Annotated in this window: 20 protein-coding genes; all 20 read left to right on the forward strand. The window is 37.2% G+C overall.

Going from position 1 to position 25,302, the window contains the following annotated elements:
• The first annotated feature begins 431 nt into the window (after positions 1-431).
• The 20 genes from VK159_RS09340 (at position 432) to VK159_RS09435 (ending at position 25,020) form a co-directional block, all read left to right on the forward strand.
• Entirely contained in the window at positions 432-2,006 is a 1,575-nt protein-coding gene (locus VK159_RS09340; protein ID WP_324229866.1) for a class I SAM-dependent DNA methyltransferase, read from the forward strand.
• Positions 1,990-3,222, forward strand: a complete 1,233-nt coding sequence (locus VK159_RS09345; protein WP_324229867.1) for a restriction endonuclease subunit S — start codon at positions 1,990-1,992, stop codon at positions 3,220-3,222. Before VK159_RS09340 ends, VK159_RS09345 begins: the two co-directional genes overlap by 17 nt.
• Before the next feature lie 9 nt (positions 3,223-3,231).
• The gene (locus VK159_RS09350; RefSeq protein WP_324229868.1) at positions 3,232-6,477 is read left to right on the forward strand and encodes a DEAD/DEAH box helicase; all 3,246 of its coding nucleotides are present in this window, start codon (positions 3,232-3,234) and stop codon (positions 6,475-6,477) included.
• Positions 6,478-6,612: 135 nt separating this feature from the next.
• Positions 6,613-7,620 carry a virulence RhuM family protein gene (locus tag VK159_RS09355; protein WP_324229869.1) on the forward strand — a complete coding sequence of 336 codons (1,008 nt, stop codon included), beginning with the start codon at positions 6,613-6,615 and terminating at the stop codon, positions 7,618-7,620.
• Positions 7,617-10,829, forward strand: coding sequence for an HsdR family type I site-specific deoxyribonuclease (locus tag VK159_RS09360; protein WP_324229870.1), 3,213 nt, complete (start codon positions 7,617-7,619; stop codon positions 10,827-10,829). Before VK159_RS09355 ends, VK159_RS09360 begins: the two co-directional genes overlap by 4 nt.
• A 38-nt stretch (positions 10,830-10,867) precedes the next feature.
• The gene (locus VK159_RS09365; RefSeq protein ID WP_324229871.1) at positions 10,868-12,112 is read left to right on the forward strand and encodes a hypothetical protein; all 1,245 of its coding nucleotides are present in this window, start codon (positions 10,868-10,870) and stop codon (positions 12,110-12,112) included.
• Positions 12,113-12,132: 20 nt separating this feature from the next.
• Positions 12,133-13,911 (forward strand): hypothetical protein, encoded by a 1,779-nt coding sequence (locus VK159_RS09370; RefSeq protein WP_324229872.1) that lies wholly within the window; start codon positions 12,133-12,135, stop codon positions 13,909-13,911.
• A 580-nt stretch (positions 13,912-14,491) separates the two neighbouring features.
• A complete protein-coding gene (locus tag VK159_RS09375) occupies positions 14,492-15,070 on the forward strand; it encodes a Crp/Fnr family transcriptional regulator (RefSeq protein ID WP_324229873.1) in 579 nt (192 codons plus the stop codon).
• An 83-nt stretch (positions 15,071-15,153) separates the two neighbouring features.
• Entirely contained in the window at positions 15,154-15,561 is a 408-nt protein-coding gene (locus VK159_RS09380) for a hypothetical protein (RefSeq protein ID WP_324229874.1), read from the forward strand.
• Between the two features lies 1 nt (position 15,562).
• On the forward strand, positions 15,563-16,156 hold the full coding sequence (locus VK159_RS09385) for a hypothetical protein (protein WP_324229875.1): 594 nt from the start codon (positions 15,563-15,565) through the stop codon (positions 16,154-16,156).
• Between the two features lie 593 nt (positions 16,157-16,749).
• Entirely contained in the window at positions 16,750-17,544 is a 795-nt protein-coding gene (locus VK159_RS09390; RefSeq protein ID WP_324229876.1) for a glycoside hydrolase family 16 protein, read from the forward strand.
• A gap of 384 nt (positions 17,545-17,928) precedes the next feature.
• Positions 17,929-18,450: a hypothetical protein gene (locus tag VK159_RS09395; RefSeq protein ID WP_324229877.1), complete on the forward strand. Its 522-nt coding sequence runs from the start codon at positions 17,929-17,931 to the stop codon at positions 18,448-18,450.
• 540 nt (positions 18,451-18,990) lie between these two features.
• The gene (locus VK159_RS09400) at positions 18,991-19,989 is read left to right on the forward strand and encodes a hypothetical protein (protein ID WP_324229878.1); all 999 of its coding nucleotides are present in this window, start codon (positions 18,991-18,993) and stop codon (positions 19,987-19,989) included.
• A 523-nt stretch (positions 19,990-20,512) separates the two neighbouring features.
• Positions 20,513-20,959: a hypothetical protein gene (locus VK159_RS09405; protein WP_324229879.1), complete on the forward strand. Its 447-nt coding sequence runs from the start codon at positions 20,513-20,515 to the stop codon at positions 20,957-20,959.
• A gap of 23 nt (positions 20,960-20,982) precedes the next feature.
• Positions 20,983-21,768: a hypothetical protein gene (locus tag VK159_RS09410; RefSeq protein WP_324229880.1), complete on the forward strand. Its 786-nt coding sequence runs from the start codon at positions 20,983-20,985 to the stop codon at positions 21,766-21,768.
• An 81-nt stretch (positions 21,769-21,849) separates the two neighbouring features.
• Entirely contained in the window at positions 21,850-22,626 is a 777-nt protein-coding gene (locus tag VK159_RS09415; protein WP_324229881.1) for a hypothetical protein, read from the forward strand.
• A 26-nt stretch (positions 22,627-22,652) separates the two neighbouring features.
• The gene (locus VK159_RS09420) at positions 22,653-23,192 is read left to right on the forward strand and encodes a sigma-70 family RNA polymerase sigma factor (RefSeq protein WP_324229882.1); all 540 of its coding nucleotides are present in this window, start codon (positions 22,653-22,655) and stop codon (positions 23,190-23,192) included.
• A 1-nt stretch (position 23,193) separates the two neighbouring features.
• Positions 23,194-23,805 carry a hypothetical protein gene (locus VK159_RS09425; protein ID WP_324229883.1) on the forward strand — a complete coding sequence of 204 codons (612 nt, stop codon included), beginning with the start codon at positions 23,194-23,196 and terminating at the stop codon, positions 23,803-23,805.
• A 174-nt stretch (positions 23,806-23,979) separates the two neighbouring features.
• The gene (locus VK159_RS09430; protein WP_324229884.1) at positions 23,980-24,534 is read left to right on the forward strand and encodes a pentapeptide repeat-containing protein; all 555 of its coding nucleotides are present in this window, start codon (positions 23,980-23,982) and stop codon (positions 24,532-24,534) included.
• Positions 24,535-24,540: 6 nt separating this feature from the next.
• On the forward strand, positions 24,541-25,020 hold the full coding sequence (locus VK159_RS09435; protein WP_324229885.1) for a GyrI-like domain-containing protein: 480 nt from the start codon (positions 24,541-24,543) through the stop codon (positions 25,018-25,020).
• The last annotated feature ends 282 nt before the right edge of the window (positions 25,021-25,302 follow it).

The following is a 25,302-nucleotide window of genomic DNA, read 5'->3' on the forward strand; positions in this document are numbered from 1 at the left end:
ATTGAACCTTCATTGAAAGGAAATTACCGATTTCAAAGTATTTTTCTCAATCAGCAAATCATCTATGCCACGGTTGCTTTGTGTGATCCTCTGGTTTTCAATAGATAGGTAAAATGAAAATTGCCAGAAGCCGATATTTCCCATTGGTTTAATTTTTCCTTACTTCTTTTTATATTGCACAATAACCCGATTAACCATTGAACCAAAACCTGATGCAAATAACCTTGTCAACAAATATTCCTGCACATTTTCATGGAAACATCCAACAGTATAATTCGGTAACAATTTCAACCATTACATGTCCGCTTTCCCCGTAAACTGAAAGTTTAAGCACTGTTTCTACCGCTTTTCGGTACCCACAAACAGGGCGGTTTCGAAGAAATGAACAACCTCATTATTTCAAATAATAAAATTCGATCAGATTTAGACAAATGGCCAAAGCAACCAAACCCAAAAAACAAAGCAGCATCGAAGAAACCCTGTGGGACAGTGCCAACAAACTCCGTGGCAGTGTAGAAAGTGCCGAATACAAACACGTGGTACTCGGTCTTATCTTTTTAAAATTTGCCAGCGATAAGTTTGAAGAACGCAAACAGGAACTCATTGCCGAAGGCAAAGAAAAATATACCGACATGGTGGAATTCTACACCATGAAAAATGTGTTTTACCTGCCGGCCGAAGCACGCTGGAGCTATTTAATTGAACAGGCCAAACAAAACGACCTGGCATTAAAAATTGATACAGCCCTTTACACCGTTGAAAAAAACAACCCTGCACTAAAAGGTGCCTTGCCCGATAATTATTACAGCCGTTTAAACCTCGATGTAAGTAAACTCGCCAGCCTGCTCGATACCATTAACAACATCAATACCCTGCAGGATAAACAGCAGGATATTGTGGGCCGTGTGTACGAATACTTCCTCAGCAAGTTTGCATTGGCCGAAGGAAAGGGCAAGGGAGAGTTTTATACACCCAAGAGTATTGTACACCTCATTGCCGAAATGCTGGAACCCTACAAAGGAAAAATTTACGATCCTGCCTGTGGCTCCGGTGGTATGTTTGTGCAATCCATTAAGTTTATCGAAAGCCACCACGGCAACAAACGGGATATTTCTATTTACGGGCAGGAGTACACCGCTACCACCTACAAGCTGGCGAAAATGAACCTCGCCATCCGTGGTATTACCGCCAACCTGGGCGATGTGCCGGAGAATACCTTTATCCGAGACCAGCACAAAGACCTCAAGGCCGATTTTATTATGGCCAACCCGCCCTTTAACCAAAAGCAATGGCGGGCCGATGATGAATTAACCGACGATGCACGCTGGAAAGGTTACGAAGTACCGCCCACCGGCAATGCCAACTATGCATGGATACTGCACATGGTAAGCAAACTCTCCGAAAACGGAGTAGCCGGTTTTATTTTGGCCAATGGCGCATTGAGTGGCGGAGGCGATGAATACAAAATTCGCCGCAAGCTCATTGAAAATAATTTAGTGGAAGCCATACTGGTGATGCCACGTAATTTGTTTTATACCACCGATATCAGTGTTACGCTTTGGATACTCAATAAAAACAAGAAGGCAAGAACCATTGAGCACAACGGTGTAATTAAAAAATACCGTGACCGTGAAAAAGAAATCCTGTTTATGGATTTGCGGCAAATGGGTGTACCGTTTGAAAAGAAATACACACAGTTTTCTGTAGAGGATATTAAAAAGATAACCGACACCTACCATAACTGGCAGCAAACAGCTGTTGCAACAACTTACAAAAACGAAGCAGAATTTTGTTACAGTGCTTCGCTGGAAGATGTGGTGAAAAAAGATTTCTCCCTGGTGCCCAGCAAATACATTGAGTTTATTAACCGGGATGAGAATATTGATTTTGATGAGAAGATGCAAAGCCTGCAAAAGGAATTTGCCGATCTGCTGAAGGCCGAAGAACAATCGAAAAATGATTTGCTCACGGTGTTTAAAGAATTGGGATATGAGATCGCATTATAAGCAGTTGGGCAACTATATTAAACAGGTTGATGAACGGAACACGAAGCTTGCTGTAGATACCTTACTTGGTGTAAGTATTGAGAAAGTATTTATGCCTTCCATTGCAAATACAATCGGTACCGATATGTCTACTTATAAGATTGTAAAGCGGAACCAATTTGCTTATGGCCCTGTTACTTCAAGAAATGGCGATAAAATATCGATTGCTTTACAAGATCAATACAATGAGGTAATTGTATCGCAGGCATATACTCCGTTTGAAATTATTGATACTAAAGCCTTACTGCCCGAATATTTAATGATGTGGTTTCGACGGCCTGAGTTCGACCGTTATGCCAGGTTTATGTCGCATGGAAGTGCAAGGGAAATTTTTGAATGGGATGAAATGTGTAAAGTAACATTACCGGTTCCGCATCCTGATAAACAAAAAGAAATTGTAAAAGAATACAACGCCATTGTAAACCGCATCAACCTCAATAACCAGCTTATACAAAAACTGGAAGAAACTGCACAGGCTGTTTACAAACAGTGGTTTGTTGATTTTGAATTTCCCGATGAAAATGGACAGCCGTATAAGAGTAGTGGAGGGGAGATGGTGTTTAAAAAGGAGTTGGAGAAGGAAGTGCCGAAGAAGTGGACGCAAAAGCAAGTGCAGGAAATTGCCAAAGTCGTAGATTCATTACACACAACTCCAGATTATGCTTCTCAGGGCCTCCCAATGGTTAGAGTAACAGACGTAAATTCAGGATTCCTAGATTTAGCAAATACTATGCTTGTTGACAATGAAACTTTTGAGAAATTTTCAAAAAATCACAAATCAAAAAAGGGAGATATTGTGGTGTCTAGAGTCGGTGCAACATTTGGTGAGTTTTCCTATGCTCATACAGATGAAAAGTTTTGTTTAGGTCAAAATACAGCTGTTATCATACCAACAATTTTAGACAGTAAACTACTGTATACTGCACTTACAACTTCAGATATTCGAAATCAGATTGAGGCAAAGGCTGTCGGTTCAGCATATAGTACACTAAGCTTGCAAGACATTAAAGAGTTGACTCTTACGCTTCCAGATGAAGACTTTGAGTTAATTACTCATGCCTTAGCTGAAAAGTTTGATATTCTTTTTATCAATAGAAGTTTATGTTGCCAAGAGAATTGGTCCTTGATAAGAATGCAGCGACTCCTTCTATCTAAACTTGCAACAGTGGAAAATTAAAATACTCATATGTCAATTAACCTACCGAAAGTAACACAGCTTGTTTATGAGAAAAAGGGCAATGAAGTTTGGCGCCACATTTCAAATGAAATTTCTTTATTAAGTACCGAGCTTATTTCTATTGATCCATTCTTAGTTAAGTCAGATGACATAAATTATTTATTTACGAACGATAAAAATTATACGGATCAAGAAAATCAGTACATAATTCTTACTTCAAAAAAGCCATCAAAAAAGGATTTTGATGAAGGAAATATTAAATGCAAAAGATGGTTGAAACATCCTCTCTTTGAAAAAAGAAATCCAGCTGAAGTTGTTGAATCATGGAATGGGAAATTTACTTTTCTTGCTGAAGATGAGCATACAGGAAAGAAAGGATTACGAAAACCCCAAATGGGCGCTTTGTATTCAATCATGTCTCACCTTCAAAATCCAGAAGAAAGAGCGCTTGTAGTTATGCCTACTGGTACAGGCAAAACGGAAACAATGTTAGCGACTTTAGTAGCCAATTGTTGCAATAAATTGCTTGTCTCTGTGCCTTCTGATTCGTTAAGAACTCAAATAGCAAATAAATTCATCACACTTGGATTATTGAAAGAATATTCAATTGTAGATACATCTTGCCTTTTCCCACTTGTAGGTATTGTTAATAGTGGGTTTGACAGTATTGATGATCTTAACGAGTTTATTGAGAATTGTAATGTTGTGGTATCCACAATGGTTTTGCTAACAGATATGCCATTGCCATTCAAGACTCTTCTGAATAAATCTTTCAGTCATTTTTTTGTAGATGAAGCACATCACTCCGAGGCAAATACGTGGAAAGATTTGATTACAAAATTCAACAAGGAGAAAGTGTTTCTTTTTACAGCTACTCCATTTAGAAATGATGGTAAAAGCTTACAGGGTAAAGTCATTTTTAATTTCTCGTTGAGAAAGGCGCAAGAGCAAAAATATTATAAGAAGATTAATTACTTGCCAATTAGAGAGTACAATCAAAAGTTGGCAGACAAAAAGATTGCCGATAAAGCAGTTGAGCAGTTAAAGCAAGATATTGCTCAAGGATTTAATCATATTATAATGGCAAGATGCGCTAATAAAGTTAGGGCAAGAGAAGTCTTTGAACATTATAAAGTCTATCAAGAGCATAATCCTATAATTATTTACACAGGTATTGCTGGTTTAGAAAAAAAGATCGAACAGATTAAGAGAGGTGAGCATTCAATAATTGTATGTGTAAATATGCTTGGTGAGGGTTTTGACTTACCCAACTTAAAAATAGCAGCAGTTCATGATGAGAGACAAAGCTTACCAATTACACTTCAATTCATCGGTAGATTCACAAGGACTTCGTACGATCAATTAGGGGAAGCAAGTTTTATAACGAATATTGCATATCCTCCGATACATGAGGAGTTGGATCAATTATATGCAAAGAATGCTGACTGGAATTTGATTCTGCCAAGGATGAGTGCAAACGCAACACAAAAGGAAATTAATATTAAAGAGTTTCTTGAAGGATTTACAAATCTTACTGATTCGATAATTCCTTTTGGCGAGATTTATCCGGCCTTAAGCACCATAATATATCGTAATGCCACTAATACCTGGAACCCCAATAGGACTCATTGGGAGTCGGAATTTCCTGGAATTCAAAACTATGAACATGTCTTCACGGATACAAATCATAAAGACACCCTTGTTATTGTATTAGGAAAGATAGAGAAAGTTGAGTGGGGAAAATTTGAGACTGTTCAGAATCTCCATTGGGATATTGTTGTGCTACATTGGCATCTTGAAGTTGGAATAAACAGAGTTTTTTTGAATACCTCAATAAAAGGATTTTTAGGTCAATCATTAATTGATGCGATTTTTGGGAAAAATAATACGAGCTTGATAACAGGTATGAACGTCTTCAGGATTTTTCATGAAGTCAATCGACTTTCCCTTTATAATGTAGGCGCACGAAGAGGACTTGGGCAAGACGTGACGTTTCAGTCTTATTTTGGCAAAGGAGTACAGGATGGAATTAAAGGCATAGAACAAGGTACTCTAATCAAGAATAATATTTTTGGCGTTGGTTATAAGGAAGGGGAAAAGCTTTCATTAGGTTGTTCCGTAAAAGGGAAAATCTGGTCTTATCAACGTGGTAATCTTGATGAATTGACAAAGTGGTGCAGACAAATTGGAGAGATAGTGGAAAACGAATCAATAGATCCAAATGTGGTGCTACAGCATACATTGGCAATTGAGAAAGTTGATAAAAGGCCAGAAGTGATACCTATATTAATTGACTGGTTTCCTGAGATGTATGAATTCGCAGAGAATCGTTACCAAATTAATATTGACGGAATCTTAAACGATCTGTCAAGTGTTGAATTAAATATTGTTGATACATCATTAGATAAAAACTTACGGTTTAGCCTCGATACGCCTGAAACATCTGTCATGTTTGAACTTGAAATTGGTTTGAATGCTTCAAGTGGGGAGAGCTATTTTAGAATATTTCAAAAGAATGATGCGAAATGTAAAATTCATTATTCCAATAAAGAAGAAGATTTAGTCGATTTTTTTCAAAAATATTCTCCCACGATTTGGTTTGCAGATGGCTCACAGCTTTTTCAAAATTTGTATGTGCGTTTAAAATCTGCACCTGATAAGTTGCCTATAGAGAATATTATTACTGATGATTGGGTCGGAGTAGATATATCTAAGGAATCGCAGGATATTCTACCATATGTGCAAGATTCGATTCAGTATTACTTTATCCAAAAAATCGAAGCTGATTTCCAGATAGTTTTTGATGATGATGGTCCGGGAGAAATTGCTGATATAGTAGCAATTAATGATACTGCTGAAGTGATTGACATACATCTATATCATTTGAAATACGCTAAAAACGGGAAAGTAAATAATGAGATCGAAAATTTCTATCAAGTTTGTGGGCAGGCTCAAAAATCGCTGAAGTGGAAACATAGGGATGGCCGAGAATTCTTCAATCATTTGTTTAGAAGAAAAACAAAAACTCTTAATGGTGTTTCATGTTCAAGATTATTAAAAGGTACCGAAGACGAACTTGAAAATTTACTTAATCAGGCTAAGTATACCAAGCCGATGACTTTCCATATTTATATAGTGCAACCCTCATTGAGTAAATCCAAAGCTTCAAACGATATTTTGTTGCTCCTTGGAAATGTATATCACTATCTGGCAACAGTAGGAAACATTGAGTTAAAAGTATATTCAAGTCAATAGAAAATGAAATTCACAGATGAAACTTTAGAGCGGCCATTACCGAGCTTATCGAAGCCGAACAGATACCAGATGTAAGTGGTTTGTTTCTGCATAACGAAATGAGTGTGTTATTTTGTAGTCGTTAATTTTGAAATTATGAGCAACAGCGAATTACTGCTATACGAAAGCAAAACTGGCGATATTAAAATTGATGTGCGCCTGGAGGAGGAAACCGTGTGGCTTACTCAGGCACAGCTTTGCCAGTTGTTTCAAAAATCGAAAGCCACCATTAGTGAGCATATCAAAAATGTATTTGAAGAGGGTGAGTTAGAGCCGGGGGCAACTGTTCGGAAATTCCGAACAGTTCAAACAGAAGGTGCAAGAGCGGTAGAACGGGAAACCGAACATTATAACCTGGATGTGGTGATCTCAGTCGGCTACCGTGTAAAATCGCCACAGGGCACACAGTTCCGTATCTGGGCCACACAGCGGTTAAAGGAATACATCATTAAAGGTTTCGCCCTTAATGATGATCGTTTCAAACAGGGTAGTTCCATGAACTATTTTACCGAACTGCAGGAGCGCATCCGGGATATCCGCTTATCGGAACGGTTCTTTTACCAGAAGATCAAAGATATTTATACCACCAGCATCGACTATAACCCCAAAGACGAGAAAACAACGGCCTTCTTTAAAACCGTGCAGAATAAATTGCTCTGGGCCATCAGCGAACAAACGGCTGCTGAGTTGGTGTATCGAAGAGTGGATGCATCGCTGCCGTTAATGGGTATGCAATCGTTCGATAAAAAAAAGGAAACAGGCATTAAAAAAACAGATGTAAGCATTGCCAAGAATTACCTGCAGGAAGATGAATTGAAACTGCTGGGTTTGTTAGTGGAACAATATCTTGCTTTTGCAGAAACCATGGCACAGCAACAAACGCCCATGTATATGCAAGACTGGATTAACCGGCTGGATGCTATTTTACAATTGAACGGACGGGAATTATTAACGCATGCCGGTAAAATAAGTCATGAAATGGCGCTTAAAAAATCGGAAGAAGAATTTGAAAAATACAGACAGGCAAAAGCGGCGCAGGAAAAAGAAGCAAGCCTGAAAGAGCTGGAGGAAGACATTAAAAAGCTGAAAAAAAAAGCTGAATGAAATTTACCGAAGAAACTTTAGAGCAAGCCGTTACCGAGCTCATTGAAGCCGAACAGATACCGCATGTAAGTGGTTTGTTTCTGCACAAAGAAATGAGCGAGGTATTGCTGAAAGACGACCTAAAACAATACCTGTTGAACCGTTATGCTTTGGCTGATATTACACTCGCCGAAATAAACCGCATCATTCGTGAGCTGGAAGTGTATTCCGCTTCGGCCTTATACGAAAGTAACAAAGCCATTCTGCAACGCTTAGCCGATGGTTTTGTATTAAAACGTGACGACCGTACACAAAAAGATCTCTTTATTCAATTGCTCGATTACCGCAGTATTGAGGCCGTGCAGGAAGCTGGCATGCAACAACTCAATATGGCTGCCGATGAGGCGGTGGTTTATAGTGCTGCTGATGAAAATATTTACCGCTTTGTTACGCAATTAGAAATACAGGGTTACGAAAAGCGGATACCCGATGGTATTTTATACATCAACGGTTTGCCCCTGGTAGTATTTGAATTTAAAACAGCGGTGAAAGAAAACTGCACCATTAAAGATGCGTACACACAGTTAACAGTGCGTTACCGCCGTGATATTCCGGAATTATTTAAATACAATGCCTTTTGCGTTATCAGTGATGGCGTAAATAATAAAACGGGCTCGTTGTTTTCGCCCTACGATTTCTTTTATGCCTGGCGCAAAGTAGAGGAAGAAGATGAGGCGGCAGATGGTATTTCTTCCCTTTTTACTATGACGAGAGGCTTGTTCAACAAACAACGTTTGCTGAATGTGATCCGCAACTTTATTTATTTTCCTGATACCACAAAGAAAGACGAAAAGATTTTTTGCCGTTATCCGCAATACTATGCAGCTACAAAATTATTCCTGAGTGTAAAGCAAAACATGCGGCCTTACGGAAACGGTAAAGGTGGTACTTACTTTGGTGCAACGGGTTGCGGTAAAAGTTATACCATGCTGTACCTGGCAAGATTGCTGATGAAGAGTCCGCATTTTGCAAGTCCCACTATTGTATTAATTACCGACCGTACTGATCTGGATGATCAGTTGAGTGCACAGTTTACCAATGCCAAAACCTTTTTAGGGGATGAGCATGTGATTAGTGTAGAAACAAGAGCGGAACTAAAAGAACGGTTGCAGGGACGCAGCAGTGGTGGCGTGTTTTTAACCACCATACACAAGTTTACCGAAAGCACCGAGCTGTTAACCGAACGAAACAATGTGATTTGTATTTCGGATGAAGCACACCGTTCGCAAATAAATCTGGATCAGAAACTAAAGATTACCGATAAAGGGGTGGAGCGCCGTTTTGGTTTTGCCAAATACCTGCACGACAGTTTACCCAATGCCACCTATGTTGGCTTTACAGGTACGCCGGTTGATGGTACGCTGGATGTGTTTGGTGAAGTAGTAGATGCATACACCATGAAGGAATCGGTAGAAGATGAAATTACGGTGCGTATTGTGTACGAAGGCCGTGCCGCCAAAGTGTTGCTGGACGAAGAGAAGCTGAAAGAGATTGAAACGTATTATCAGCAATGTGCAGAAGAAGGTGCCAACGAATACCAGGTGGAAGAAAGTAAAAAAGCCGTAGCGCAAATGGAAGTGATTCTCGGTGATCCGAAACGTTTGAAATTACTGGCAAAGGATTTTATTGAGCATTACGAAAAGCGGATTGAAGAAGGGGCTACTGTGAAAGGCAAAGCAATGTTTGTTGCCAGCAGCAGACCCATTGCTTATAATTTGTATAAAGAGATCATTGCTTTACGTCCGCAATGGGCAGAGATAAAACCTTGTGAAGAAGGTGCTGAATTATCGGAAGAGGAACAAAAGAAACTGAAGCCGATTGAGAAACTAAAAATGGTGATGACCCGCAGTAAAGATGACGATGAAAAATTATACAAGCTGCTGGGAACAAAAGACGCCCGCAAAGAACTCGACCGCCAGTTTAAAGAAGTGAAATCGAATTTTAAAATTGCGATTGTGGTTGATATGTGGCTCACCGGTTTTGATGTGCCGTTCTTAGACAGTATTTACATTGATAAACCGTTGCAGCAACATTCATTGATACAAACCATTTCCCGTGTAAACCGTGTGTACGAAGGAAAAGAAACAGGTTTGGTGGTAGACTATATTGGCATTAAGAGCAACATGAATCTTGCCCTTGCCAAATACAGCAAAGTACACAATGATGATTTTGAAGATAGTGAAAAGGCCGTGATGCTGGTAAAAGATCAACTGGCATTGCTGGCTGCTTTTTTCCATTCGTTTGATGCGACAGCTTATTTTAATGGAACGCCTTTGCAAAAGCTGGAATGTTTAAACAGAGCGGCCGAATATGCACAGTTGACGGAGGAGATGGAAAAGCGGTTTGTGAGCATGGCAAAGAAATTAAAGTCGGCGTACGATCTCTGTTGTTCCAGCGAAGAGATTGATGAAGATGAACGGGATCACATTCATTTCTATTTCGCCATTAAAGCCATTATTCATAAACTCACCAAAGGTGAAGCTCCCGATACCGCACAAATGAACGACCGGGTAAGGAAAATGATTGAGGAGGCATTGATCAGCGATGGGGTAGAGGAAGTGTTTAAGTTGGATAAAAACGATCCGAAAAATAATGTAGACATCTTTAGTGATGAATACATGGCCAAGATTGATAAGATCAAATTGCCCAATACTAAAATCAAGTTACTGCAACAATTGCTTGCAAAAGCCATTGAAGAGTTTAAACGCACCAACCGGATCAAAGGTGTAGACTTCAGCAAGAAGATGAAGAAGCTGGTAGAGTTGTACAATGAACGAAAAGATTTCCAGGTATTACAAAGCGATGTGCTGGATGATGTGGCGGAGCAGTTTGCCAACCTGTTTAAAGAGTTGCAGAAAGAACGCAACTCGTTCATGGAGCTTGGAATTGATTTTGAAGAGAAAGCCTTCTACGATATTTTAAAAGCCATTGCAGTTAAGTACAACTTTGATTATGCCGAAGATCGACTGATTGCTTTATCGCAGGCTGTAAAGAAAATTGTGGATGATAAAGCCAAATACACCGACTGGGCCCAGCGTGATGATATTAAAGCGGAGTTGAAAGTGGATTTGATTTTAGTATTGGCTGAACATGGTTATCCTCCTGTGCCAAAGGATGAAGTGTTTAAAGAGATATTTGAACAGGCGGAAAATTTTAAGAAGTATAGTTAGTATTCGGCTGTTACCTTTTTTATCTTTTCTAATTACTTATGAATAAAATATTTCAAAAATTCTGTTGCATTCTTGCTGTTTGCTCAATCTGTTTTAACTATGGATGTAAACGGCAGAAGCAGGTTTGGTTTGGTGCAATACAACGGACTCATAGCGCTGAGCAAGCAAATGTTGTTCGTTTATATATTGATAAGTGGGGTAATTTATATCCTGGGAATAAATATCATATTCCTTACAAAGCTTTCTTTGACCCTGTTAAAAAAAAGAATACTTATCGTAATAGCATTCTAAATGGGAATCTGGAATACTATTATCAATATCAATCTGCTGAACTCCAAAAGCTTTTCAAGGAATATGAAATAGAAGCTAATTATAATACATCCAAAGATTCATTTTATGCAGTTCAAACGAAATTAATTTCCGGTTATGTGGAAAGGCTTTCCGGTTATATAGAAAATTCCAGAAGTAAAGTTTTGATTGTATTTATTCATGGATTTAATGATCCGGATCCTACAGGTGATTATCAGCAATTAAGAGATTCTATTAAGGCCCATGGTTATGCAGATAGCAGTACTGTTTATTTGGAATTATTTTGGGATGGGCTTACGTCAAATCAGGGTAATCCGGGATTGGCTGGAATTTGGGGGCGAGCACAGCGAAACTCTGTATATGCCGGATTAACACTTCGCAGTATTCTTTCCCCTTTACCTGAAGAAACCAAAATAAGAATCATTACGCATAGCCTCGGTGCCAGTGTAGGAACTGCTGCTCTATTTAATACAACATCAAAATGGTCATCAAAGTATGCCAAGAAGAAAGACATTAATGCATTATCGGGAAGTTGGGATTACTTCGAACTGACCAGAAGCATTCCTGCCCCCAGGCAGAAAGATATCCGCATTGGGATGCTGGCAGCTGCAATACCCGGTGAAAGTACATTTGTAGATTTTGAACAACGAACATGGGCTGTTCCATTTGAGAATAATATTAGCCGGATTGTCGTTGGGTTTAATGTAAATGATTATGCTGTTGCTAAACGAGTTGGACGTTCTGATTTTCTTGCATCAAGGATGGGGGCTACATCTTTGGGTTGTAATTTGATAGTGGATGGAGTTTCGGAGACTGAAAGAGTGAGCCAAATGCTGGAACCTAAATTTCCAGGTATTTTTTGTACGGTTGATTTTAGTGAATTCAGATATAAGCAACAACCGGAGGAGCATGGACTTTATTATTATTTGTTAAGACCTCAGGCAACACATTTTTTACAGCATATTTTTGAATAATCTAAACACAAAGCACCGTTATGCGTCTCTTACTATTTATTCTTTTTTTTTCATTCTGCTTGGTATCTATTGGCCAGTCATTAACAACACAAATTTCGGATACAACGCCGGTATTTAGTGATCTTCATATGCACTTGTCCTTAAAGAAATTCTATCAGAAGCTGGAATATGATTCTACTTTAAATTGGAAAGCATACAATGATAAGGTAAAACCTATTCTTAAAGGAAAAAGATCGACTTTCAAAAATTACATCGAAGCTGATTATGCTCACCTCGATGGTCTTAATTATGATATTGTATGCGAATCCTTAATGCCGCTCGAAAAAAATACAGTGAATAGATCGTATAAACGAGTACTGAATAATATGGGTACTAAAATTAGGTTTAGACGGCTTAAAAAAGTTAATGAGGAAGCCAATACAAGTTTCAATGAAATGATGACACAGTACCGTTTCTTAGAAATGCAGTCCGTTCGCAATCCATTTAATTTAAATAGTACCACTGGTTTTCAATTAGTAAAAAATAAGTCAGATTTATTGCAAGCCAGAAATCAGGGGCTTACTGCTGTAGTTTTAACTTTGGAAGGAGGAAATTCTTTTTATGGACCAATAAATAGTAGCAATGTAAAAACAGCAGGAAATCATTTTGATACAGATAGTTGGCAAACGGAAATACTTGCAAACATCAATGTTGTGAAAAATTTTGAGCATAAAGTTTTTTATACATCTCTTACTCACTTTGGCTGGACTCGAATTGCTGGACAGGGAAAGGCAATTGATCACGAGGCTCCATTCATACGAGGCTTGTCTCAGTTATTGTCATCGCAAGGGTTAACACATAAAGCCCTGCATAATAAATGGGCATCTGGTTTAATTGATAGCGTCATTATTGGTAATCGTCACATTGATCCTGAAACATGCACTTTTAAAAGTGATGAATATTTTAAAACGAATGCATTCGCAAGTCGGGTATTGGATCAGTTACTCGATTCAACAGGAAAACACCGTTCTCCTATTTATATTGATATTAGACATATGGATGTTCAGGCAAGAGTTGATTATTATACGTATCTGCAAAACAGGAAAGGTGGTGAAACGATTCCTATTATAATGTCACATGCGGCAGTAAGTGGAGAAAATTTAAGCTATGCATTGCTTACTGGTAATGGTCCTTGGTATGATCGATACCCTGAAGTTAAAAATCCTTTTAAATTTTACAAACGTCATGCAAGGAAAGATTCTTGCTTCTTGAAATCAGGTTTTATACATGACAAAAATATAACAGGCTGGTTTAATCCCTGGAGTGTAAATCTTGCAAACGAGGAAATACCGGTTATATACAGATCAAATGGTTTAATTGGCTTGATCTTTTTTGATTTGACTTTGGGCACTACGATGATTAACTACAAAAAGCGAAATAAAAAGGAATATACACAAGAATTGCTGCATACGAACTATGCGAAGCGAGCAGGTTTAAGTGAAGCTGATGTCAAAGACTTTTATAAAATGGAGTCTTTTTTACGAAATATGTTTTATATAGTTGAAAAGTCCGGAAGAAGTGATTCGACGGCATGGAATCATATTTGTGTTGGAAGTGACTTTGATAGTGGTATGGATCCAATAGATATTAGTCCAACTGCCCAATATATGCCTCACTTTTATAGACAAATGATTCGGCTGATTCCTCTTTATGCGGAAATTAATCGAAAAGAGAGCTTGCTTTTTAATTTATCTCCAGAAGAAATAACAAGAAAAATTTTTCATGGTAACATGTACAGGTTTATGATGCGATATTTTTAGTTTCATAAATGGAGCTTAGGGTTTAAAATTTCATGTATTTGTTTAAGCTTTCACAATTAATTCTTGAATAATTTTCAAAGCCCTGTTAATTCACAACCGATAAAAATATGCCAGTCACCTCGATGGTTTAAAGTGGGCCATGCAACTAAGGTGTTTAATTTTTTTATTGGTCATCTAATCACTATCGTCCCTGCTTTGAAGTGAGGAAGCAAGGATGCACAGTACATTCATTTATACATATTCCATTAGATAGTAAAGCGTTTGCTGTTTTATGCAAATGCAACCTAGAAGAAGTGCAGCAACAAATAAAAAAGGTACATGAAAAAGCATATCATAAAATTCAGTACAGCTTAGAAAAGCTGGTCAAAAACTACACGTCGATCTTTTATAATTTGATGACAATGCAGGGACAGGGGGGCTAGTTAAGATATTGGCTATATTCAATTAAGGTACAGAATCGTATCTTTATTTTGCACAATCAGTGTTAGGTGATTTAAGTATTGGTATCTAAAGCTGTTATACTTAATTATTTCTAGCTGAGTATTTTCATGATGCATTTTATTCAGAAAAAAATAGAAAATTGGAAAAACTAATAACTTATTTCAATACAATTTCACCTCTTAAAAGCTCTACATGGCAGAGTTTGTTAAAACTTTTTACACAGGAGGAATTAGAAAAAGATCAATATTTTGTAAAAGTAAATCAAGTTGCAGATAAAATAGGGTTTCTGGAGACAGGTGTAGTAAGAGCATTTTTTATTAATTCAGAAGGAAAGGAATACAACAAGCAGTTTTTTGTAGCACAAAGCATCATCGGGGCTTATTCATCATTGCTTACAGGAAGGCCAAATTTGATATCGCAACAGGCGCTGACAGACTGTGTGGTATATACATGTAATTATACTGATCTGGTTCGCCTTTTCGATGAACATCAAGATCTTGAAAGACTAGCCAGGAAAATTGCTGAATATTATTTTCTTGAAAAAGAAAAAAAAGAATTAGAAATTGTACTTCTCAATGCGAAGCAACGATATTCTATTTTTCAAAACGAATTCCCAACATTGGAACAACTAATTCCACAGTATCACATCGCCTCCTATTTAGGTATCTCAGCCATTCAACTAAGCCGAATTCGAAGTCAGGTTGCGAAAAAGAAATGACCAAGTTTATTTCTTAACCTATGTAAAAAAATCCAGCTAAATGAAATTTTACTTTTGTTCCATTACAAAAAAAGTAAACTGTAATGCGAAACAAAGATTTTATTTTATTCTCCGGAATTTTCCTGCTTGCTGCTTTATGGAATTTGATAGGTGCCTGCTTTGGATATTTTAATACTGCGTATACTTTTCAAGGCGTATTTGATAAGCCGTTAACTGATCCTCTTTTCTACGAGATTTATAAGGGAGCATGGGGTACTACTTTAATGTTTTTTATCGGGTATTTGATGGTTGCTTACAATCCATCAAAACATTGGGGGATTGCTGTAATTGGCGGGATAGGCAAATTGTCGTTTGCTATTTCGGAATTACAGTTGTACCTGGCTGGATTGGCCAATTCGAAAATACTGCTTATCGTAGTTGGTGATTTTCTTTTTTGTGGGTTATTCGTTTGGTATTTTGTTAAAGTCTATAACTATAAAGTATCTGTATAATATGGGGAAAGTGCTGTTGCTGTTGGCTTGTTTGTTTATCGGGGTTAGAAAAAATTATGCACAGGATAATTTAAAACTTGCAAAAGATAAAGATGGAATCAAGGTATTTACAGGTCCGGTGTCTGCAAGCGACTATTATGCATTTAAAGCAGTTATGTCATTAAAGTCCACTGAAATTGAAATTCTTAAAATTCTGAAAGACGTCGGTAATTATCCCGAATGGTTTGCATTTACTTCATCCGTAAAGTTAATTTATCAAAATGGGAATAGTCATCAATTTATTCTTGAAACGGATTATCCCTGGCCATATTCGAATGAATGCAAAAATTACACAATGATGTTTACAAAAAAGCAAGATGGTAAACAGGAAATCACCATTACCGGAAGCGAGATTAAAACAGGTTGTAAGTATTCGTTAAAAAAAGCAAATGGTTATATTCTACTTGAGGCGGATGGCGTAAATACAAAAATCACCTACTATTTCCATTCCGAGCCGTCACAGAACATCCCGTCTTGGCTGATTAATCCAAGAATTCATGAAATGCCATTTCAAACATTTATTTCTCTGAGAAAAAGAATTTATAATTCTAAATAAGTTATTTACACACGATAACTGTTTAGTAGAAGAGGAAGTAGTACGTTTGAAACCCAAAAGATAGAACTGCTATGCCAGGGTTCTTATATCTGCCTTAAGGAGGTATGTAGTATTTAATCGCCTTATTTTAAGATTGACTAATAACTTTTAAAACTAGTGTCTACTCAATAGCATTACAGGCGATAAGTGAAGAGTCCTTGTCATTTTAAAGTTACATCAACTCATATGTATTTACTAGTCCCGAAGCTTCATTCTATTCCAAAGGACGAGCTTTTAATAGAAAATTATAAAAAGAACTTGTTTCGTGAAACGGTATAACTACAATGGACGTGTTGGATTTTTCAATTAAACACGAATTGTTGGAGAATGACCAGTTTCCTTTTTAACGTATAGTGCCTGTAAAAATCTTATACTGCACGATCAGATGCTCGGCGTCTGTATGTTGCTGAAAGATTCCGTTATTTAACATAGGTTCATTTTTTTTAAGAACTTCTGTTATATTTTGCATCAAACATGAAATCCGTGCAGTTTCATTTTCGCCGGAACTTGTTTCGCTGATGAATTAATTGGATTTATGTTCAAACTGATATGGTATGGATTTAAAAACGCAACCGATCGAACGCAATATTTCTGAACAGGTGTTTATAGATGAATTTACAACGCTGCAGTTAAATACGGATAACTGGATACCTTTCTATCTGCCTCAATGGAGCAGTCGTTTGCAATCAGCACCGGTTTATTCATTTGAGAATGAATGCCTGTGTCTGCACATTACCGAAGACCAGCAACCTTGGTGTCCTGAATTTAATGGGGCGGTGAAATGTTCCTCCATCCAGACAGGTGTGTTTTCCGGAGAGACGGGTTCAGTATATGGTCAACATCATTTTACATCTAACCTGTATGTACGAGAATTTCAGGCAACTGAAAAAAAGTTTGTTCCGTTTTATGGATACTTTGAAATAAGAGCCAAAGCACTCATCACCAATTCCAATGTTGTAGCACTCTGGTTGATTGGTTTCGAAGAGATGCCTGCACAGTCAGCTGAGATATGTATCGTTGAAATCAAAGGAGAGAATGTGCAAACCGGAAGTGCAAAAATTGGTTACGGTATCCGTCAGTTTAAGGATCCCGATTTGAGGGATATTTTCTTTGAAGATGAATTCAAAATTGATGTAGCTGAATTTCATGTGTATGCGGCAGCGTGGCGTCCGGGGTATGTGGATTTTTTTATTGATCATAACCACATCCGGCGTATTGAACAGTCGCCCAATTATCCGATGCAATTCATGTTAGGGATTTATGAAGTTCCGGTGGAACTGAAAGATGCAAAAGATACAGTTTATCCAAAGACATTTGTGGTTGACTATGTTAAAGCATGGCGGTTATAATGATCGGTTTAATAAATTGAATCATTGATTTTAAGAAGGAAGATTGAATCAGTTTTTTTGTTGGCAGAGAACAGATTTGCTGAACTGTGTCCGTTTTTATGAAATGACTGCGGTTATAAACCGCAGGATTTGTGTTGTTACATGCAGCAAGCTCAACATGTTTGTAGATGTGACCAGAAGCGTCTGTGTTCTTTTTTTTCTATCTTCTTTTCATTACTGTTGATTCCTGTTATTATTTGTTTACCTGTCAACGTAAGTAATACCAACGAAACGACTGCAGGATGAAATGAGACGTTCAGTTGAGTCAGAACTATTTTTATAAATTATATGGTATGATTGTGCAACGTTTTTTTTAAGCAGAATGTCAGATCAAAAAATATATATATGAAACATCTTTGTTTATTAGCACTACTCAGTCTTAGTTTATTTTCCTGCCAAAAACAGGATAATGAAAAACATGCCTCTGCTGATGAATGCAGCAAGTCAGCCGGCTATGCTCCGGTAGAAACAAAAATTTCTGTTTCGCAGGGTGTATATGGTACTGTTCATTTTACACAAGGAAATTGTATGCCTGCCGGAAGTTCGGTTTTAACGGATTGCAGAACCTGTCCGGTAAAACGAAAGGTCCGCATTTACAATTACAGCCTGATTTCTGATGCAGTACGTTCTTCAAACTCTTCTGTTTTTTTTGAGAGCCTGAATACTACACTCATTGCAGAAACAGAATCTGATGCAAATGGTTTTTTTCAGGTTACACTGCAACCTGGTACCTATACAATGGTTGTTGTTGAAAATGGAAAGTTGTATGCAAATTCCGGAGATGGACAGGGTGGCATTAATCCGTTTACTGTTGGTTCCGGTATCAAGAATGTAGATATGCGTATTACTTATAAAGCTGTTTATTAATTGTACACAGCCATTGCAAGTTTGAGCCTTCTTTCGTTCTTTCTGATCCCGCTTCTGCGGGATCCTTTTTATACAGTATTTCTCTGACAGTGATATCGATGAATTAAGTTGATGTTTTTATCAGGATAAGCCGCTGATTTGAATATTACTAATCAAAGGTTGGATGAATAAGTGATGCGATGGATTGATTTGTTATCGCATTTTCTGTGATACATTTCATTTCTTAACCTATGTTAACTAGCGCCAGTCTTCTTTAATTTAATTTTATGTTTGGTTTAAGGACGTTTTTGTTAAAAGAGCTAATGGAAAACCTGGCAGGAACAGGCATTTGGTTTGATCAATCTTTTGTCGACAGGGATATGAGGAGAAATCCTGTTCCTGTTTTTGTATCATATACTGCGGTGAATGGTTCTGTAATGTTTGGGATGTTGATTTACTTACAGCAGACCGGTGAAGTGAACGGATTCAAAATGTGTTACAGCCGGGAAAATGTTTGCAGTAAGGGTAACAAATGCAGCTCAAAAGCTTAAAACTGACAATATGAAAAAGTTGATACTTTTATCAGTGCTGATTTTTGGTTTTTATTTTTCGTACGGACAGGATGTTCCTGCAATGAGATATGAGGATAAAATTCGAATCCGGGAAGCCATTCATATTTCCAAACTAGTAGGTGATAAATTATGGAAAGGAATAAATGAAGTTCCGTTTGTGGTTTTACTTGTTACGGACAGTGTAGAGTTTCTGATAAATCATCCTTATCCATCCAATGATTTTGTGCTATCAGAAGATGATAAGATTTTGAACACAAAAATCCTATACAGACAAAAACGTTTCCCTGATTGGTATCTGGCAACCTTTCCGGCCGTGAATGGAGTCAACTGTATTGTAGTTGGGACACCTGAAAAAACAAACAAAAACTCAACCAATTGGATCATTACTTTACTGCATGAACATTTCCACCAATACCAATTTACCTCAATGAACTATTATGACGAAGTAAATAAACTGGATTTATCCGGTGCTGACGAAACCGGAATGTGGCAATTAAATTATGCATTCCCTTATGACAATGTAAAGACGATCCAACAATTTAATAAATACACTTCCGCATTACACAAAGCAGTTTCAAATGTTGAAAGGAGAAGTTTTAAGAATGATTTCAGAAACTATTTGAGAGAAAGAACAAGATTCAGAAAGTCACTCACGCCTGCTGATTATCGTTATTTTTCATTTCAGATATGGCAGGAAGGCATTGCGAGATATACAGAATATAAATTCATACATGAATTAGACAACTATATTCCGACCGGTGAAATCACACAGTTAAAGGATTTTATCAATTTTAAAGACTTAAAAACCAGATTTTATCATGCTGCGTTAAATTCAATCACGCAATCAAAACTTGAAATAGAAAAGCGCATTTGTTTTTACGATATCGGATTTGCAGAAGGAATTCTGCTCGACAAATTAAATCCGGATTGGCAGAAAAAATATCTGACAGATCGATTTTATATTGAAAACTACTTTGACCGGAAATGACAAGAATGCCTAAATGCTAACTAGGTTGTTATCTGTAACAGGGCTTTCTCTGTTACGGCTGTCTCAGTCAAGCGAATCAACAGCAACCAATTTCTGTATAGACTATAAACTTATCATCATGAATCGGAAATCAATTCCTACAATCTCTTTGTTGCTGCTGTTACTTTAAATCAATGTCATTATCAGTCGGGCACAAATTAAAGTGCACATGACTGATAAAATGTTTACAGCAAACTAGAGTGGCAGGGCGCACGTTTATAATGCAAAACGTCTGGATGCAACCTTTAAAAAATAGCTTTCTTTTGAATATTATTCCTCCCTTATTAAATGCAAATGGATTACACGTTCTTTAGGTTGAACTATTGTGTTATAGAATTGAAAAAAGTACATTTTTTCAAAAAATCTGGCGGCATCTAAGCGATTTAAAAAAAATCTTTCTCTCTACCCAACCCTTTTGCCCTTTTAGGGGGTATTAATAGTGATTCCGATACGGAACACTATTAATAACTTAAAAAAATGAATGATGAACAAAAAAAACTTATTTCCTGTACTGCTATTGGCAGCCTTATCGTCTTGTAAAAAAGAAAATTCAGAAGAGGTACTTGCTAAAAGTAAAAAGGAACTTTTAACTGCAAAGGAATGGGTGGTGGAGAAGCTTGAAGAAAGAGAAAATCAAGATCCATGGGAAGACATTTTTCCTTTATTTGAGCCTTGCCTAAAAGACAACCGATATAAGTTTACAACAGATTACAAAGTGGAATACAACGAAGGCCCTGTAGCTTGCGCTCCCAATACAGCCAATCAGATAATTGAAACGCAGACATGGAGATTTAATGCGGATGAAACAATTTTGATAACAGCGGGAGTAGAGAATAAAATACTGCAATTAGATGCAAACAAACTTGTTGTATTAACCATTGAAACTTCAGGCGGCTTTAAAACTGAAACCAGAGCTACTTATATTCATTAATTCAACAGTTAAATAAGGATGACATGATTAAAATTAATGTATTACTCATTATTTTATTTCAAACCGCCTGTCTTTATAGTACGGGCCAAATGGACTCTAAAGTTCTCAATACAGATTTGGAGCCGAACAATATATACGGCAGGCGGCATCCTTTTAAACGAAATCTATCTTTTGCAGCATACAGTACATCCAAGCTGAAACGAACCGTTGGTTCTTTCCTGATGCCGGGAACAATTAATCCTTTAAATTCAATTCTCCGTATTGAAGGGATTCCTTTACTACATAAAGAAAAATATCGTAATAAAGATGTATTTAGTTTCCGTATAAGTAAACAGGATAATACATTTCTTGAAGTAGAATGCAGGGCATTGCTGAAAGTAAGAGAAAAATTTACTTTGCTTCGCAAACAGGACGCCTCTTTTTTTGGTAAAAAAAACACAGACTTTTTAATTGCATCTATCGTATCTCAACATGATAAAGCAAACAAATGGAGTGTGATTGCCTCAAATCTAAATGCCACAAACGAAGAAGCGCAAAAAGGAAAAATTATTTCTGAAAATGAGGAAGTATGTTTTGAGCTCTGCAATCTGCTGCTGAAAGATGCAAATATCCCAAATCAACAGGAAAAGAACTTCACTACTGCAAATAGAGTATATGCATTTACTTACAATGGAAAGATTGTAGCTGCTGTATCTGTTAATGTAAATAACCGAAAGTTCTGGATACAGAAAGATTTGAATATAAACCTGCAGGATGCTATTGCTGCAACTGCTGCTATCTTAACCATAAGGCGGAATTTATACCGCTGATAAATTTTTATTGTTATGATTGATTGCACAAAAACGTTAATGCTGTTTACTGTAATTATTTGTTCAGCAGCCTGCTCAACAATGAGACTTCAAATTGCTATACCTGAAAAATTTAGAGAACAAGCTCAAATGTTGCCAATTAAAGTAGCAGGTGTGGGTCAAACAAGAAAACCGGTGAAATTTGGAAAATTTACCACCTCACGCATTAAAAGAGGTTGGAATTTTAAAACAGGAAGTTCCGATAGAAATACGACAGTTACTTCTGAAGAGCGATTACTTCGTGCATTTAATATTCAAAAAACAGCGATGACAACATCTCAAAAACATCGTTTTCAGTTTACAATCCGGGATGGCAACCGTATCGCACAGGTATATGCCCTGGAGCGTGAAGTAAGGGAAGGAACACAGATATCAAGAAACAGCAGATGGTTGAGCGATATTTATCAGGATAAAAATATGCAGTACTCATTTTCAGCATTCATTATTCCGCAAGCATTAAATCAACAGGAACCATGGAATTTTGTTATGTATAGCAGCTTTGACTGGACACAACGCAAAAATCTTTTTGAAGTGAATGATATTAAAGAAGGCGGTATGCTCACAAGAGGAAGTGATACAGTCATCATCAAAACTGTGAAAATAAACAAAACAGTTTCACCAAAGGGAATCGAACATTCTCTGCCTTTTGCACTGCCCATGGCTTACGAAATGCGTGTTGAAAATAATGTATGTGCGATTATTGACCCGATGGGCAGAATTCTCTGGCTCTATCGTGAATTGGACGAGGATATGAAACTGGCTGTTGCTGCTGTAACATCTGCTTTATTAACAAGAAGAATTCAGAATAAACTGGGCTGATGGTAATGCTTTACAATAAATAACCAATGCAGGAAAACGCAGCAGAAATACTTTCATTAATTGACGGGTGCAAAAAACGGGAGCGTAAAGCCCAGGAACTGCTGTACCGTACTATGTATGGGTTTGCAATGAATGTGGCAGTGCGTTATGCAAGAGATGAAGCGGATGCGGCTGATATTATGAGCCATGCATTTGTAAAAATATTTAAAAGTATCAGCAACTATGACAGTAGTAAGGGAAGTTTTTACGCATGGATCAAAAAAATAATTATTCGTGAAGGGCTGGAACATATAAAAGGCAGAAATCAATTTGAAGAAATAGAGATTGAAGATGCGGAACTGCCTTCTGTAACAAATAATACAGTGGAACATATTAGTGCAAAGGAAATAATGCTGTTATTAAAGCAATTACCACCCGCTACGCATGCGGTGTTCGTTTTGTATGTTATCGATGGCTATAATCACCGTGAAATAGCAGCACAACTTCAAATAAGTGAAGGTACCAGTAAATGGCACTTGAGTGAAGCACGGAAAAAAATGCAAAAAAAATTATCAGTAAAAATTTAAGTTGAACAATTTATTACCATACGAAGAACAAATTGCAGGAAAGCTGGCAGAATTACCACTACCCAACCTGCAGGATGCTATTTGGTCAAGGATAGAAAACATGCTCGATGCAGATGATGCTTTGGAGGGTAATGAAATTGAAGAAGAGGAAGTAATAAATGAAGTTGCAGGGAACGTAAGAAAAATTAATAAGAAGACGATTGCTCTGCTTATTATCATAGCAGTAATCATAAGTCTCATTCTTGTAAAAAAGCAAAAGAATAAACAACTTCAACCACGGCAGTCTGAAATTATAAATATAGTTCCGCAACAGCCGGTAAATATCAAACAAAAGGAATCTGTTCTGGTAAAACCTGTATTGCCTGATATACAAAAATCAAGACTTGTTCTGGTTGATACTATACAACAAGCAAATAATAGTTTTGATACATCAGTTAGAGAAATCACCCCTGTTGTAAATCCTCCAGTTGCAGACTCTAGAGTTAAAATGGTAACTCTTGAAATACCATCTTCAAAAAAAGATACGGTAATAAAAAAACCAAAAGGAGTGCCCGGTATTTCTGATTCTGATTACAAACTGAAAGCAATTGCAAAGGATAGTATTACACAATAAGTTTGGTAAGTAAGTATGGAATACGTTAATCGGGAATAGTTTTTTTATGGCAGCATAAAAATATGGGCATGTTGGCGGTAATTTTTAATCGAGACACAACTGACAGAAATTATAAATAGAAAGATCAGCAAATTACTACTTTTACTAACAACCTTTTTAATAAGCATTTCGACAATGGCACAGAATAAGACAAACGATGAAGTAATCAAAAAAATAGAGTTAAATAGTTTTTCCAACAAAATCACCCTCGAAATGGGGGACAGTGACCTTTCAGAATTTAAATTTATTGACAGCATATTCAACGGCTGCAATTTCAGTTTGGCAAAACTCAACAAGACAGCGTTTCGGGACATAAAATTCAAGGACTGTAAAATGTTGGGGCTTCGGTTTGACACCTGCAATGAATTTGGACTTTCATTTTCGTTTGACGGTTGCCAACTCAATCATTCTTCTTTTTACAAAACGAAAATAAAAAAGACGATTTTCAAAAATTCACAATTACAAGAAACAGATTTTTCAGAAGCCGACTTGACAAGTACTATGTTTGACAACTGTAATTTGGAACGAGCAACTTTTGGCCAAACAATACTTGAAAAATCGGACTTGCGGACTTCTTACAATTATTCTATTGACCCAGAAATAAACCGAATTAAGAAAGCAAAGTTTTCAATTTCGGGCGTTGCAGGTCTTTTAGACAAATATGACATTGAAATTGAACATTCTAATTAAAAAAATATGACACCAAGAATTGAAAACTTATCCGATAAAAAACTAGTTGGCAAACGACTAACTATGAGTTTAGCCAACAACAAGACTGGCGAACTGTGGCAAAATTTTATGCCCAAACGCAGAGAAATAACAAATAATGTTTCTAATAATTGGATTTCAATGCAAGTGTATAAACCGACACATTTTGCGGACTTCAAACCAACCAATGAATTTGAAAAATGGGCAACCGTTGAAGTGACAGATTTTGAAAATGTGCCGACTGAAATGGAAACATTTTCATTGGCAGGCGGTCTTTATGCAGTATTTGACTATAAAGGTTCAAGTAACGACCCAAGTATTTTTCAATACATTTTTGGGACTTGGTTACCAAATTCGGAGTACGTTTTAGACAACAGACCTCATTTTGAAGTATTGGGCGACAAATACAAAAACAACGACCCAAATTCAGAAGAAGAAATTTGGATACCAATTAAACCGAAAAAATAAACACCAGCCACTAACAGGGGTTTCCTATGTATAAAGTGGAAAATCCACTCAAATTGCCCCCTGCTACCGGCTTAAACTGACCCCCACTGACCATAGTAATGTGACCCCTTTCGGCCATTGCAAACTGACCCCCTGAAGTTGATAAAAAGATTAGTTGTTTTTGTAGCATAAAAACAAGAGGTTCTTGGTTCATCAAGTACCACTTTTCATGTCTAACAAAACAATTGAGATGTTTACAATACGCCAGATTCTACGGCTGTATACCTCCGGTAAAGGAACCAA

Source organism: Lacibacter sp. (assembly GCF_035299325.1).
GTDB lineage: Bacteria > Bacteroidota > Bacteroidia > Chitinophagales > Chitinophagaceae > Lacibacter.

What these genes read in the sequence shown, in the direction of transcription:
- VK159_RS09340 (WP_324229866.1), top strand. Translation starts at nt 432, where the DNA reads ATGGCCAAAGCAACCAAACCCAAAAAACAAAGCAGCATCGAAGAAACC.
- VK159_RS09345 (WP_324229867.1), top strand. Translation starts at nt 1,990, where the DNA reads ATGAGATCGCATTATAAGCAGTTGGGCAACTATATTAAACAGGTTGAT.
- VK159_RS09350 (WP_324229868.1), top strand. Translation starts at nt 3,232, where the DNA reads ATGTCAATTAACCTACCGAAAGTAACACAGCTTGTTTATGAGAAAAAG.
- VK159_RS09355 (WP_324229869.1), top strand. Translation starts at nt 6,613, where the DNA reads ATGAGCAACAGCGAATTACTGCTATACGAAAGCAAAACTGGCGATATT.
- VK159_RS09360 (WP_324229870.1), top strand. Translation starts at nt 7,617, where the DNA reads ATGAAATTTACCGAAGAAACTTTAGAGCAAGCCGTTACCGAGCTCATT.
- VK159_RS09365 (WP_324229871.1), top strand. Translation starts at nt 10,868, where the DNA reads ATGAATAAAATATTTCAAAAATTCTGTTGCATTCTTGCTGTTTGCTCA.
- VK159_RS09370 (WP_324229872.1), top strand. Translation starts at nt 12,133, where the DNA reads ATGCGTCTCTTACTATTTATTCTTTTTTTTTCATTCTGCTTGGTATCT.
- VK159_RS09380 (WP_324229874.1), top strand. Translation starts at nt 15,154, where the DNA reads ATGCGAAACAAAGATTTTATTTTATTCTCCGGAATTTTCCTGCTTGCT.
- VK159_RS09385 (WP_324229875.1), top strand. Translation starts at nt 15,563, where the DNA reads ATGGGGAAAGTGCTGTTGCTGTTGGCTTGTTTGTTTATCGGGGTTAGA.
- VK159_RS09390 (WP_324229876.1), top strand. Translation starts at nt 16,750, where the DNA reads ATGGATTTAAAAACGCAACCGATCGAACGCAATATTTCTGAACAGGTG.
- VK159_RS09395 (WP_324229877.1), top strand. Translation starts at nt 17,929, where the DNA reads ATGAAACATCTTTGTTTATTAGCACTACTCAGTCTTAGTTTATTTTCC.
- VK159_RS09400 (WP_324229878.1), top strand. Translation starts at nt 18,991, where the DNA reads ATGAAAAAGTTGATACTTTTATCAGTGCTGATTTTTGGTTTTTATTTT.
- VK159_RS09405 (WP_324229879.1), top strand. Translation starts at nt 20,513, where the DNA reads ATGAACAAAAAAAACTTATTTCCTGTACTGCTATTGGCAGCCTTATCG.
- VK159_RS09410 (WP_324229880.1), top strand. Translation starts at nt 20,983, where the DNA reads ATGATTAAAATTAATGTATTACTCATTATTTTATTTCAAACCGCCTGT.
- VK159_RS09415 (WP_324229881.1), top strand. Translation starts at nt 21,850, where the DNA reads ATGAGACTTCAAATTGCTATACCTGAAAAATTTAGAGAACAAGCTCAA.
- VK159_RS09420 (WP_324229882.1), top strand. Translation starts at nt 22,653, where the DNA reads ATGCAGGAAAACGCAGCAGAAATACTTTCATTAATTGACGGGTGCAAA.
- VK159_RS09430 (WP_324229884.1), top strand. Translation starts at nt 23,980, where the DNA reads ATGGCACAGAATAAGACAAACGATGAAGTAATCAAAAAAATAGAGTTA.
- VK159_RS09435 (WP_324229885.1), top strand. Translation starts at nt 24,541, where the DNA reads ATGACACCAAGAATTGAAAACTTATCCGATAAAAAACTAGTTGGCAAA.